At 59.6% G+C, this 12,688-nt stretch carries 11 protein-coding genes and 1 pseudogene; 7 read left to right on the top strand and 5 right to left on the bottom strand.

Going from position 1 to position 12,688, the window contains the following annotated elements:
• The first annotated feature begins 128 nt into the window (after positions 1–128).
• A complete protein-coding gene (locus BZK31_RS26390) occupies positions 129–752 on the top strand; it encodes a flavin reductase family protein (protein WP_083186170.1) in 624 nt (207 codons plus the stop codon).
• Here BZK31_RS26390 and BZK31_RS26395 read toward each other — a convergent pair whose 3' ends face one another.
• Complete coding sequence (locus tag BZK31_RS26395) at positions 753–989, bottom strand: hypothetical protein (RefSeq protein WP_083186171.1); 237 nt, start codon at positions 987–989, stop codon at positions 753–755.
• A 151-nt stretch (positions 990–1,140) separates the two neighbouring features.
• Here BZK31_RS26395 and BZK31_RS29795 point away from each other — a divergent pair, with 151 nt between their 5' ends.
• Positions 1,141–1,311 (top strand): hypothetical protein, encoded by a 171-nt coding sequence (locus BZK31_RS29795; protein WP_167378117.1) that lies wholly within the window; start codon positions 1,141–1,143, stop codon positions 1,309–1,311.
• A gap of 130 nt (positions 1,312–1,441) precedes the next feature.
• Positions 1,442–2,971, top strand: coding sequence for an MDR family MFS transporter (locus tag BZK31_RS26400; RefSeq protein ID WP_083186172.1), 1,530 nt, complete (start codon positions 1,442–1,444; stop codon positions 2,969–2,971).
• Between the two features lie 145 nt (positions 2,972–3,116).
• On the opposite strand, the gene BZK31_RS26405 is transcribed toward BZK31_RS26400, so the two are convergent.
• Entirely contained in the window at positions 3,117–4,187 is a 1,071-nt protein-coding gene (locus BZK31_RS26405; protein WP_244182743.1) for a DUF3396 domain-containing protein, read from the bottom strand.
• Positions 4,188–4,304: 117 nt separating this feature from the next.
• Here BZK31_RS26405 and BZK31_RS29600 point away from each other — a divergent pair, with 117 nt between their 5' ends.
• Positions 4,305–4,658: a hypothetical protein gene (locus BZK31_RS29600; RefSeq protein ID WP_157900803.1), complete on the top strand. Its 354-nt coding sequence runs from the start codon at positions 4,305–4,307 to the stop codon at positions 4,656–4,658.
• 43 nt (positions 4,659–4,701) lie between these two features.
• Here the strand turns inward: BZK31_RS29600 and pmeR are convergent, their stop codons facing one another.
• Complete coding sequence (pmeR, locus tag BZK31_RS26410) at positions 4,702–5,349, bottom strand: auxin-lysine conjugate-binding transcriptional regulator PmeR (protein ID WP_083186174.1); 648 nt, start codon at positions 5,347–5,349, stop codon at positions 4,702–4,704.
• Positions 5,350–5,604: 255 nt separating this feature from the next.
• Here pmeR and BZK31_RS26415 point away from each other — a divergent pair, with 255 nt between their 5' ends.
• Genes BZK31_RS26415 through BZK31_RS26425 form a run of 3 tightly spaced genes read left to right on the top strand, consistent with a single transcriptional unit; the run spans position 5,605 to position 11,363 of the window.
• Positions 5,605–6,747: an efflux RND transporter periplasmic adaptor subunit gene (locus BZK31_RS26415; RefSeq protein ID WP_083186175.1), complete on the top strand. Its 1,143-nt coding sequence runs from the start codon at positions 5,605–5,607 to the stop codon at positions 6,745–6,747.
• Positions 6,748–6,750: 3 nt separating this feature from the next.
• Positions 6,751–9,906 carry an efflux RND transporter permease subunit gene (locus tag BZK31_RS26420; protein ID WP_083186176.1) on the top strand — a complete coding sequence of 1,052 codons (3,156 nt, stop codon included), beginning with the start codon at positions 6,751–6,753 and terminating at the stop codon, positions 9,904–9,906.
• The gene (locus BZK31_RS26425) at positions 9,903–11,363 is read left to right on the top strand and encodes an AdeC/AdeK/OprM family multidrug efflux complex outer membrane factor (RefSeq protein WP_083186177.1); all 1,461 of its coding nucleotides are present in this window, start codon (positions 9,903–9,905) and stop codon (positions 11,361–11,363) included. Before BZK31_RS26420 ends, BZK31_RS26425 begins: the two co-directional genes overlap by 4 nt.
• A gap of 120 nt (positions 11,364–11,483) precedes the next feature.
• Here BZK31_RS26425 and BZK31_RS26430 read toward each other — a convergent pair.
• A pseudogene (locus BZK31_RS26430) lies at positions 11,484–11,676 on the bottom strand (transposase); the annotation flags it as partial.
• A 106-nt stretch (positions 11,677–11,782) separates the two neighbouring features.
• Positions 11,783–12,688: MFS transporter (locus tag BZK31_RS26435; protein WP_083186178.1), on the bottom strand; the 906-nt coding region annotated here is incomplete at its 5' end.

A 12,688-nucleotide genomic window follows, 5' to 3' on the forward strand; every position in this document is an offset into this window, starting at 1 on the left:
AGTGAACAGCATTACGGCACACGCCGGGCTTTTCAATGTCTGGAAGAATGCACGAGACGCTGGTATCCGCTGTCAAAGCGCAGCACTATGCTGCCAACCCCCGTTATTGAGCCGATCAGGAATCACGCATGTCAGACGCTATTCACTCCTACGAACCGTCCAAAGGTCACGGCCTGCCTCACGACCCGTTCAACGCGATTGTCGGGCCGCGCCCCATTGGCTGGATTTCATCCCAGGATGCCAATGGCAAGCTGAATCTGGCGCCATACAGCTTCTTCAACGCCTTTAACTACGTGCCGCCGATCATCGGCTTCTGCAGCGTCGGGCGCAAAGACAGTCTCAATAACATCGAACAGACCGGCGAGTTCGTCTGGAACCTGGCCACGCGTTCTCTGGCTGAAGCCATGAACCAGACCTGCGCCCCCGTTGGCGCGGACGTGAGCGAATTCGAACTGGCCAACCTGACGCCGTTGGCCTCGGACATCGTAGCCGTGCCGCGCGTGCTGGAAACGCCGGTTTCGTTCGAATGCAAGGTGACGCAGATTATTCAGTTGCAGCGTGCCGACAAGGAAGTCGTGCCGAGCTGGCTGATCCTGGGTGAAGTGGTGGCGGTACACATCGCCAAGTCGCTGCTCAAGGATGGTATCTATGACACAGCGGCCGCCGAGCCGATTCTGCGCGGCGGTGGCCCTGCCGATTATTTCCAGCTGGGCCCTGAGGCATTGTTCAGAATGTTCAGGCCGAGCGCCTGATCAAGCCGCGCCCCACACCAGCTCACCCTCGGTATCGACGCCGGCCAGCCGCTCCAGTTCCGGAATCGCGGCCAGGTCGGCCTCGCTGGCCGTTTTGAACGTCTGCCCCGGCAGCACCGCATGAAACCGTGGCGCACCGCCCGCCCGAGCCTTCACTGCAATCGCCGCGCGATAGCCATCTTCCCCAGGAATCACCGCGGATACCGCTTCGAATTCTTCGTATTCCTTGCGCGCCATCAGTCTTGCACCTGCCCGTGGATAAAACGCGGATTTTAGCGCGTCAGGCTGACGCTGTGTCGACCGCACCTTCCTGCACACTCGCAGTTCCTGTCCTACACTTTCAATCAGCTCTTTCAAACTGCTCTGCGGATGAAGTGAGGAGTGCGACATGAAAGCGATAACAAGAAAATGCATGGCTGTTGCAGGTGTCCTTGCCGTGATCGGCGTTTACGCGGCGGGTGTCTATCGCAACGAGATGACGCGTCAGGCGCCTGTGGTGATCGGCTGCACCATCGGCCATTGCGTACCGACCGGCGCGACCTTCAGTGCGCTGCGATGACTGACATCGATTGACGCATTCCATCGCCGAGCGAACAAAGGCAGCTATCGATTAGCTAGCTATCGGATTAGACTGGCCAGACTTCTCCCGCCACCCTCGGGGCGGGTCAACACTGCCATCAGGTTCTGCCTTGACCAGTCTTACTTACACGCCTACCGCTATCCGCAGCATTCTGTTTGCACTGATGATGGCCGTGCTGCTCAGCGCCCTCGACCAGACCATCGTCGCCGTGTCGATGCCAGCCATTTCCGCGCAGTTCAAGGACATCGACCTGCTGGCCTGGGTGATTTCCGCCTACATGGTGTCGTTGACCGTGGCCGTGCCCATTTACGGCAAGCTGGGCGATCTGTATGGGCGCCGCAAGCTGATGCTGTTCGGCCTGGGTCTGTTCACCCTCGCGTCGTTATTCTGCGGATTTGCCCAGAGCATGGAGCAACTGGTGCTGGCGCGAGTGCTGCAAGGCATCGGCGCAGGCGGCATGGTGTCGGTCAGTCAGGCGATCATCGCCGACATCGTCCCGCCGCGTGAACGAGGACGCTATCAGGGTTATTTCAGCAGCATGTACGCCGTCGCCAGTGTCGCCGGCCCAGTGCTGGGCGGCCTGATGACTGAATACCTGTCGTGGCGCTGGGTGTTTCTGATCAATCTGCCGCTGGGCATCGCGGCATGGCTGGTGGCCTGGCGTACGCTGATCGGTCTGCCCGTTCCGCAACGCAAGCCGATCATTGATTATCTGGGCACCGTCTTGATGATCATCGGCCTGACCGCCTTGCTGCTGGGCATCACGGAAATTGGTCAGGGTCATGGGTTGCATGAGCTGGAGGTTCAAGCGCTTCTGGGGATCGCGCTGCTGGCATTGGCCGTGTTCGTCTGGTACGAGCGGCGCACGGCCGAGCCGCTGTTGCCGATGCACCTGTTCGCCAACCGCAGTGCAGTGCTCTGCTGGTGCACGGTATTTTTCACCAGCTTCCAGGCCATCTCGCTGATCGTACTGATGCCGCTGCGTTATCAGACCGTGACCGGTGGCGGCGCCGACAGTGCCGCGCTTCATTTGCTGCCTCTGGCCATGGGCATGCCAATGGGCGCGTATTTTGCCGGACGGCGCACGGCATTGACCGGCCGCTACAAGCCTTTGATCGCCACCGGCGCCGTGCTCATGCCGTTCGCGATTCTCGGTATGGCGTTCACCCCGCCGCAATCGATCGTGTGGATGAGCCTGTTCATGATCCTGACCGGTATCGCCTCGGGCATGCAGTTCCCCACCTCACTGGTCGGCACGCAGAACTCGGTCGATGTCAGAGACATGGGCGTGGCCACCAGCACCACCAATCTGTTCCGCTCACTGGGCGGCGCGGTCGGCGTCGCGCTGATGTCCGCCCTGCTGCTGGCCATGCTGCAACACACGGGTGTCGGCCAGCTGGAAGCGGGCGTCATTGGCCATGAAGGCGCTTCGGGCAACGTGTTGCTCGACAGCCTGAACGCCGCCACCGGCCCCGCGCTGGAAACGTTGCGCGCCGAACTGGCGCTGACCTTCAGGCATCTGCTGATCACCAGCGCCGCCATTTCGCTGCTGGGCATCGCAGCTGCGTGGGCAATGCCCAACACCCTGCTGCGCGGCCGTGAACAGAGCGCTCAGACAACGGGAAGCCAAGCTCTTTAGCTCTTTATGAAAAGTCGGCGAGCGAAGGTCAGGCCAGGCAAAAACAGGCGACGATGCGAAGCCTACGGGTTGTAAATGAGCATTCCCGGCCTGTTTTTAACGCAGCATCACCGAGCGCAGCCACTTTTCCTACAGAGCCTGGTCGTCACTCCGCCTCGGTCGCCCAGAACCACTGGGTCTTCTTGCCCTTCAAGTGTTCGAACGTGGGCATGATTTCGCTTTCATTGAAAAACCGGCGAGAACGCGCCCGCGCGTTGCTGAACCAATAACCGGCCCGCGGACACGCACGACCGGCCTCGACCGGTTGCGGGGCTTTTTCATCGAAACGGGCGAACCAATGCGCAGTGGTTTCTTCGGTGAAGCCGAGGCCAGGCGCCAGGTACGGATGGAGATTGCCGGTGTCCTGCAAGCGAATAGGCTTGATGGCCTTGTTCACGGCCACATAGGACACGGGCGCAGGCCTACCTCGATCACCCAGTTCCGGCACCCTTCCCGCCCGGATCATCAGCCCGGCGCTGTAGGCGTGAAAAACGATATCGCTGTACCCGCTCAGTTGCGCACGCAGCCGGTCACTGCTGCCCAACCGTCTGACGAACGACTCGCCCAGAACCGTGTACCAGCTCACGCCTTTGATCCGGTCCAGCAGACGCAGGCTTTCTATATGCGGCCCGGGATCGACCATCAGCCCGACATGCTGCTGCGCCAGACGATATTCCCAGGACAGGTACTGATGCCCATCACACGGAAGAATGCACGCCAGCCCGCCGAAACCGTGCTCGGCCTGCACTTCGTTGCTCAGATAGCGAATCCACGTCTCATAGTTTTTCAACCCCTCGGGCTCGGTCAGGTACGACCAGGGCAAGACCATTTTCAGGCACGAGAGATCCGTCGCGGCCTGTCCAGCGGAGGTATTCATGACAAACAGGCTGTGATGGGCGACTTCGGCCTGAGTGGCACTGGCAATCGACCAGACGAACTGGCCATCCGCAGCACTCTGCACGACCTGCCGTCGGCAGGCGGCGAATCCTGACGGGGTCAGACGGCGCATGCGTTTATAGAGTTGCCATTTGAGTACCGGCTTGAACGCTTCGTAGAAGCGGGCGAAACAGGCGTCTACGCGTTGTTTTACTTCCGGTGTATGCCCGTTTCTGAAATACAGCGTGGTGATCAGCCCGAGACGCACGACCGGCATGCCTAGCGCCGAATCCACAGCGATGCGTTGCGCCTGGCGTTCAAGTCGCGCCAACGAACCCACGCAATCGGGCACGATTTCCGACATCACCACGACCTCCGTCGATAGCCAGACCCGGAGGTGAGAACCCCGGTAAAGACCGTGCGCGCACTTTTCACCGTCCATGATACAAACCGGCCCAGGCACTCGGCGGCCCTGCAGCCTTTTGCACAATCGAGCTTGTTTTCAAAGCATATAGGCGCAGAATTTCGCCTGAACATGCAACTTCCCTCTTTCCTTGTCGATCAAGGGGCGAAGAGTGAAGGGAGTTTCGAGGCGGAGCAATACACGGAATTTAGTTTGGGAAATCAGCTACATGTTTCAGGAAATGTCCTACCAATGTCCTACAAACTTATGTCATCCCTTACAGTAGCGGCTGGCTGCGGACGCCTGTTTTACGGGGGCGAACGTCAGCAAAAGGTAAACTTTCCGGTTATCGGGATTAAATTGAAATGACAAACGCCCATTCGGAACCCGAGGGCGTTATATTGGGTCACGCTTAAGTCCGATGCTCAGGCATCAGCAGGGTCGGACTGAAACGCAGCATATCCAGGCATACATCCACCAGCTGTTCGGATTCCGAAGGCAGAGAATAACTGTCAGGTACCAACAGCCACTGGTAGATGATGCCGTTGATGTAAGAAAACAGGGCGACCGCCGCACGAGCCGTGTCCAGCCCGGCTGGCAACTGTCCCTGGCGAACGGCGTTGCTCAAGCCCAGGCGAATGCGCTCATGGCACTGGATAGCGTTGTCTTGACGCTGACGACGGAAATCACACATCTCGTCAGTAAACTCGCACTTGTGAAAAAGGATTTCATTGATGCGACGGGTTTTCGGGTCAAGTGCGAGCTCATGAAACAGATGGACCAACAGATTCCTCATGCAACCCAGCGGATCTTCCTCGTCCTCGTCCTGACTGGCCTGCGCCATTTCGTCGAGCGGCTCCTGCAAGCTGTCCAGCATCGCCTGCACCAGATCAGCTTTGTTATTGAAGTGCCAATAGATGGCGCCTCTCGTCACACCGGCAAGGGTGGCTATATCCGCCAGCGTCGTGCGAGCGACACCTCGCTCGTAAAAAGCCTGCTCGGCCGCCTCCAGAATCTGGCTGCGGGTGATCTGAGCTTCCTCTTTGGTGCGACGAACCATGGCAATAAAACCTCGAAAAATTCACCCCCGCATGGCTGTGTCGCTGAATGCGTGGGGTCGTACCGGGCGGCATTTGTCTCGCCTTGTCCCGACTCTGCAATCGGTCGTCCGCGTGGTGGCCGAATGCGCATCACAGGTGTTTACAAACAACCGTGAATGTAAGTATATTCATTAGCATGCTACTTATCTAGCCGAAATATTTTTTAACACTTCAACACTCTGTTGAATAAACAGGCTCCTGCCCCGAGGATCTTCATGCAATTCAAGCCAGCTGTTACCGTTCTGGTCACTGCCGTCGCCCTGGCAACCCTGCTTAGCGGTTGTGGCAAGAAGGAGCAGGAGGCACCGCCTCCGCAAAACCCTGAGGTCGGTGTAGTCACCCTCAAAGCCCAGCCGTATACCCTGACAACCGAGCTTCCCGGTCGGACCACCGCGTTCCGTGTGGCCGAAGTCCGCCCTCAGGTAGACGGCATCATCCTCAAGCGTCTGTTTACCGAAGGGGGTGACGTCAAGGCCGGGCAGCAGCTTTATCAGATCGATCCGGCTATCTATGAAGCCAACGCCAACAGCGCCAAGGCCACCCTGCAATCCGCCAAGTCGATGTCCGATCGCTACAAGCAACTGGTCAACGAGCAGGCGGTAAGCCGTCAGGAATACGACACCGCGCTGGCGAGCACTCAGGAAGCTCAGGCTGCCTTGCAGACCGCTCAGATCAATCTGCGTTACACCAAGGTGCTGGCGCCGATTTCCGGCCGCATCGGTCGTTCCGCCGTGACGGAAGGTGCACTGGTCAGCAGTGCCCAGACCACGGCGATGGCAACCATCCAGCAGCTGGACCCGATCTATGTGGACGTCAACCAGTCGTCGGCGGAGATGCTCAAACTGCGTGGCGATCTGGCCAGCGGCAGATTGCAGAAGTCTGGTGACAATGCTGCGTCGGTCAAACTGACCCTTGAAGACGGCAGTGAATACGCCAAAGAAGGCAAGCTCGAGTTCTCCGAGGTGTCGGTGGATCAGGCCACCGGCTCGGTGACACTGCGCGCCGTGTTCCCCAACCCGGATCACGTGCTGCTGCCCGGCATGTTCGTTCACGCCCGCTTGCAGGCTGGCGTCAGCAGCAAGGCGATTCTCGCGCCGCAACAGGGCGTGACCCGCGACCTGAAAGGTACGCCGACCGCTCTGGTGGTCAACAAGGACAATAAGGTCGAGCAGCGTGAGCTGGTCGCCAACCGTACCGCCGGCGCCTATTGGCTGATCGAGAAAGGTCTGGCCGAAGGTGATCGGGTGATTACCGAAGGCCTGCAGTACGTCAAACCAGGCGCCGAAGTGAAGGTCAAGGAAGCAACCAACCTCACGCCAGAACAGTCTGCCCCCGCTGCCACTGGCAAAGGTGAGTAATAGATGTCCAGATTCTTTATTGACCGCCCCATCTTCGCCTGGGTATTAGCCCTGGTGATCATGTTGGTAGGCACGCTCTCGATCATGAAGCTGCCCATCAACCAATACCCGGCCATCGCGCCGACCGCAATCGATATTCAGGTCACCTACCCGGGAGCTTCCGCACAGACCGTGCAGGACACCGTGGTGCAGATCATCGAGCAGCAGCTCAACGGTATCGACAATCTGCGTTATGTCTCCTCGGACAGTAACTCCGACGGCAGCATGACCATTACCGTGACCTTCAACCAGGGCACCAACCCGGACACCGCTCAGGTACAGGTACAGAACAAGCTGAACCTGGCCACCCCGCTGCTGCCGCAAGAAGTGCAGCAACAGGGTCTGCGCGTGACCAAGTCGGTGAAGAACTTCCTGTTGGTGATCGGTCTGGTGGCCGAAGACGGCAGCCTGACCCGCGAAGACTTGTCCAACTACATCGTTTCCAACATTCAGGACCCGATCTCGCGGACGTCCGGCGTGGGTGACTTCCAGGTCTTCGGTTCGCAGTACGCCATGCGTATCTGGCTGGACCCGGCCAAGCTGAACAACTATCAGCTGACCCCTGTGGACGTGACCACCGCCGTCAGCGCGCAGAACGTGCAGATCGCGACCGGCCAGCTCGGCGGCCTGCCAGCACTGCCCGGCACACAGTTGAACGCCACCATCATCGGCAAGACCCGCCTGCAGACCGCTGAACAGTTCGGCAACATTCTGCTCAAGGTCAACACCGACGGTTCGCAGGTTCGCCTCAAGGATGTGGCACGCATCGCCCTGGGCGGCCAGAACTACAGCATCGACGCGCAGTTCAACGGCAAACCGGCTTCCGGTATGGCGATCAAGCTGGCTTCCGGTGCCAACGCCCTGGATACCGCCAAAGCGATCCGCGCCACCATCAGCGAGCTGGAGCCTTTCTTCCCGCCGGGCATGAAAGTCGTCTACCCGTATGACACCACCCCGACCGTCACCGAATCGATCAGCGGTGTGGTTCACACCCTGATCGAAGCGATCGTGCTGGTGTTCCTGGTGATGTACCTGTTCCTGCAGAACCTGCGCGCCACGATCATCACCACGATGACCGTACCCGTCGTATTGCTGGGCACGTTCGGCATCCTTGCCGCGTTCGGTTTCACCATCAACACGCTGACCATGTTCGGCATGATTCTGGCCATCGGTCTATTGGTGGACGACGCCATCGTGGTGGTGGAGAACGTCGAACGGGTGATGGCCGAGGAGCATCTGTCTCCGAAGGAGGCCACGCAAAAATCCATGGATCAGATCCAGGGTGCCCTGGTCGGTATCGCCATGGTGCTGTCGGCGGTTCTGCTGCCCATGGCGTTCTTCGGCGGCTCTACCGGGGTGATCTACAAACAGTTCTCGATCACCATCGTGTCCGCGATGGCCCTGTCGGTGCTCGTGGCCCTGATTTTCACCCCGGCGCTGTGCGCCACCATGCTCAAGCCGATCGACCCGGAGAAACACGGTCAACCCAAGCGCGGCTTCTTTGGCTGGTTCAACCGCACCTTCGACCGCAGCGTGGTCAGCTACGAAAACGGCGTGAAGCGCATGGTGACTCACAAGTTGCCCGCCTTCGTCGTGTATCTGATCATCGTTGCGGGCATGGTCTGGCTGTTTACCCGCATCCCGGCCGCCTTCCTGCCCGAAGAAGACCAGGGCGTGATCTTCGCCCAGGTGCAGACGCCGGCCGGTTCTTCCGCCGAACGTACGCAGAAAGTCATCGATGATATGCGCGACTTCCTGCTCGACAAGGAGAACGGTGAAGGCAAGGGCGTGAACTCGGTGTTCAGCGTCAACGGCTTCAACTTCGCCGGTCGGGGCCAGAGTTCGGGCCTGGCGTTCGTGATGCTCAAACCGTGGGACGAGCGTGACGCCGAAACCACCGTGTTCAAGATCGCCGAACGGGCTCAGGCGCATTTCGCCAGCTTCCGTGACGCGATGGTCTTCGCGGTCGTGCCGCCGTCGGTACTGGAACTGGGTAACGCCACCGGTTTCGACGTGTACTTGCAGGATCAGGGCGGCGTCGGCCACCAGAAACTGCTGGATGCGCGCAATCAGTTCCTGGGCATGGCCTCGCAGAGCAAGATTCTGGCGGGCGTGCGCCCGAACGGCCTGAACGATGAGCCGCAGTATCAGCTCACCGTGGACGACGAAAAGGCCAGCGCGCTGGGTATCACTCTGTCCAACATCAACCAGACCCTGTCCATTGCACTGGGCGGCAGTTACGTGAACGACTTCATCGACCGTGGTCGCGTGAAGAAAGTGTACGTCCAGGGTGAAGCCTTCAGCCGAATGACGCCTGAAGACCTGCAGAAGTGGTACGTGCGCAACGACAGCGGCACCATGGTGCCCTTGTCGGCCATCGCCAGTGGCGAGTGGATCTACGGTTCGCCCAAACTGTCACGCTACAACGGTGTAGCGGCCATGGAAGTGCTGGGTACACCCGCACCGGGCTACAGCTCCGGACAGGCTATGGCAGAGGTCGAAGCCATCGCCAAGAAACTGCCTGCCGGCATCGGCTACTCGTTTACCGGCCTGTCGTTCGAAGAGCGCCTCTCCGGTTCCCAGGCCCCTGCCCTGTATGCGTTGTCCATGCTGGTGGTGTTCCTCTGTCTGGCAGCACTGTATGAAAGCTGGTCGATCCCGATCGCGGTCATGCTGGTGGTGCCACTCGGTGTGATCGGTGCCCTGATGGCGACCAGCCTGCGCGGGTTGTCCAACGACGTGTTCTTCCAGGTGGGCCTGCTGGTGACGGTGGGTCTGGCGGCGAAAAACGCCATTCTGATCGTCGAGTTCGCCAAGGAACTGCATGAACAGGGCAAGTCCCTGGTCGAAGCGGCGATGGAAGCTTGCCGGATGCGCTTGCGACCGATCATCATGACGTCCATGGCGTTCATCCTCGGTGTGGTTCCGCTGGCCATTTCCAGCGGTGCCGGCTCGGGCAGCCAGCACGCGATCGGTACCGGCGTGATCGGCGGTATGATCACGGCAACGATCCTGGCGATCTTCTGGGTCCCTATGTTCTACGTCGCGGTGTCGTCGGTGTTCAAGGGCAAAGACAAATCAAACAAGCAACAAGTCAAACATACCGAGGCTGGCCAATGAGCAAGTCCCTGATCTCCCTGGCAGTAACCGCGTTCATTCTCGGCGGCTGCTCTCTGATCCCCGAGTACAAGCAGCCGGAAGCCCCGGTTGCCGCTCAATACCCGCAAGGCCCGGCGTACTCGCCGGCCGAAGCGGCCAAAATGGCCGCGGCCGAACAGGGCTGGCGCGAGTTCTTCCGTGATCCGGCGCTGCAGCGCCTGATCCAGACTGCGCTGGTCAACAACCGTGACCTGCGCGTTGCAGCGCTGAACATCGACGCCTACCGTGCGCAGTACCGCATCCAGCGTGCCGACCTGCTGCCCGCGGTCTCCGCAACCGGCAGCGGCAGCCGTCAACGCGTGCCTGCCGACCAGTCGCAGACCGGGCAATCGGCAATCAACAGCAGCTATTCAGCGACTCTGGGCGTCAGCGCCTATGAGCTGGACCTGTTCGGCCGCGTGCGCAGCCTCAGCGAAGAAGCACTGGAAACCTACTTCTCCAGTGAAGAAGCGCGTCGCAGCACCCAGATCAGTCTGGTGGCCAACGTGGCCAACGCCTACCTGACCTGGCAGGCCGACAAGGAACTGCTCAAGCTGACGCAGGACACCCTCAAGACCTACGAAGAAAGCTATCGCCTGACCTCGCGCAGCAATGAAGTCGGCGTTTCTTCGGCACTGGACCTGAGCCAGTCGCGGACCGCCGTCGAAAGCGCCCGTGCCCGCCTGGCGCAGTATCAGCGTCTGGTGGCACAGGACCAGAACAGCCTGGTGCTGTTGCTCGGCACCGGTCTGCCTGAAAACCTGCCTGCCAGCCAGTTGCTCGACTCCGACATGCTGACGGAAATGCCGGCAGGTCTGCCATCGGATCTGCTGCAGCGTCGTCCTGACATTCTGCAAGCCGAACACACGCTCAAGGCTGCCAATGCCAACATCGGCGCCGCACGTGCCGCGTTCTTCCCCAGCATCAGCCTGACGGCCAGCGCAGGAACAAGCAGCACCGAATTGTCCGGGCTGTTCAAGGGTGGTTCGGGTGCCTGGCTGTTCCAGCCAAGCATCAACATCCCGATCTTCAACGCTGGCAGCCTGCGCGCCAGCCTGGACTACTCCAAGATCCAGAAGGAAATCAGTGTCGCCAATTACGAGAAGGCGATTCAGACCGCCTTCCAGGAAGTGTCCGACGGCCTGGCTTCACGCAAGACCTATGACGAACAGTTGCAGGCGCAGCGTGATTTCGTGACTGCCAACCAGGACTACTACCGTCTGGCTGAGCGTCGCTACCGGATCGGTATCGACAGCAACCTGACCTTCCTCGATGCCCAGCGCTCGCTGTTCAGTGCGCAACAAACGCTGATCACCGACCGTCTGGCGCAGCTGACCAGCGAGGTCAACCTGTACAAGGCCCTCGGTGGTGGCTGGTATGAGAAGACAGGCCAGACAGCGACCATCGACAAAGAGAAACCGTCGATCCAGCTGTTCTGATCCAGTCACGCTGATACGTCAAAAAAGCCAGCAAAAATCAGACTGTGTGAAAACGCAGTCCGTAGCGGATTCAAGCAAATGCCCCGACTTGTCGGGGCATTTGCTTTTCTGGGATTTAAAAAATAAAGAGAGCTTGAGTAGATAGGCAGGATCGTACGACGGGCGCCCGATAGCCCTGGCTTTATCGAAGCCTGATTGCTCAAACCATGCAGGCTTCGATCACCCGTACCAGATGATCGTCCGGAATGAGCTCGTCCAGCGAGAGTTGAAAAAGCGCGCTCTGAGAGCGGTTTTCACCCCGGATACAGTGCATAAGAAAAATGCCCGTATCTTGCGATACGGGCATTTTCTCCAACCTGTGAGCAGATTGCCAAGTCTTCACACAGTCTGAGAGATGCGGGTTTTTTAACGCCGGTCGATCAGTGATCGTGATGCAGATAGGCAGGCTGTTTAGGCAAGCGCAGGCTGAACAGGAACGCCACAGCCATCATTGCCGTCACGTACCAGTAGAAGCTGTTCTCCATGCCCGCGCTCTTGAGCTTCAGGGCGACGAATTCGGCCGAGCCGCCGAAGGCCGCATTGGCCACGGCATAAGCCAGACCGACACCCAGCGCACGCACCTGTGGCGGAAACATCTCGGCCTTCACCAGGCCGCTGATCGAGGTGTAGAAGCTGACAATTGCCAGCGCCGCGGTGATCAACATGAACGCCACGAAGGGATTGGTGTTGGTCTTCAGGGTCAGCAGAATCGGCACCGTGCATAACGTACCGAGCGCACCAAACCACAGCATCGAATTACGACGGCCGATGCGGTCGGCAAGCATGCCGAAGAACGGCTGCATGCACATATACAGGAACAGCGCCCCAGTCATGATGTAGCTGGCGGTCTTGGCTTCCATGCCGCCGGTGTTGACCAGGTATTTCTGCATGTACGTGGTGAAGGTGTAGAAAATCAGCGACCCGCCTGCGGTGTAGCCCAGCACGGTGATGAACGCTGCCTTGTGGTGCTTGAACAGCGCCGCGATGCTGCCCGCGTCCTTGTCCTGTCGGCTTTCAGCCGTGGTGGTTTCATTCAGGGTACGACGCAGCAGCAACGCAATGACCGCCGCCGCCGCGCCGATGACGAACGGGATACGCCAGCCGTAGGCGCGCAGTTCTTCTGTGGTAAGAAATTGCTGGAGAATCACCACGGTCAACACGGCCAGCAATTGGCCGCCGATCAGGGTCACGTACTGAAACGAAGCATAGAAGCCACGCTGGCCGCGCAATGCCACTTCGCTCATGTAGGTGGCCGTGGTGCCGTACTCGCCGCCCACCGACAAGCC

This window comes from Pseudomonas floridensis, assembly GCF_002087235.1.
Classification (GTDB): Bacteria; Pseudomonadota; Gammaproteobacteria; order Pseudomonadales; family Pseudomonadaceae; genus Aquipseudomonas; species Aquipseudomonas floridensis.

What these genes read in the sequence shown, in the direction of transcription:
- pmeR (WP_083186174.1), bottom strand. Translation starts at nt 5,349, where the DNA reads ATGGTTCGTCGCACCAAAGAGGAAGCTCAGATCACCCGCAGCCAGATT.
- BZK31_RS26395 (WP_083186171.1), bottom strand. Translation starts at nt 989, where the DNA reads ATGGCGCGCAAGGAATACGAAGAATTCGAAGCGGTATCCGCGGTGATT.
- BZK31_RS26420 (WP_083186176.1), top strand. Translation starts at nt 6,751, where the DNA reads ATGTCCAGATTCTTTATTGACCGCCCCATCTTCGCCTGGGTATTAGCC.
- BZK31_RS26425 (WP_083186177.1), top strand. Translation starts at nt 9,903, where the DNA reads ATGAGCAAGTCCCTGATCTCCCTGGCAGTAACCGCGTTCATTCTCGGC.
- BZK31_RS29795 (WP_167378117.1), top strand. Translation starts at nt 1,141, where the DNA reads ATGAAAGCGATAACAAGAAAATGCATGGCTGTTGCAGGTGTCCTTGCC.
- BZK31_RS26390 (WP_083186170.1), top strand. Translation starts at nt 129, where the DNA reads ATGTCAGACGCTATTCACTCCTACGAACCGTCCAAAGGTCACGGCCTG.
- BZK31_RS26415 (WP_083186175.1), top strand. Translation starts at nt 5,605, where the DNA reads ATGCAATTCAAGCCAGCTGTTACCGTTCTGGTCACTGCCGTCGCCCTG.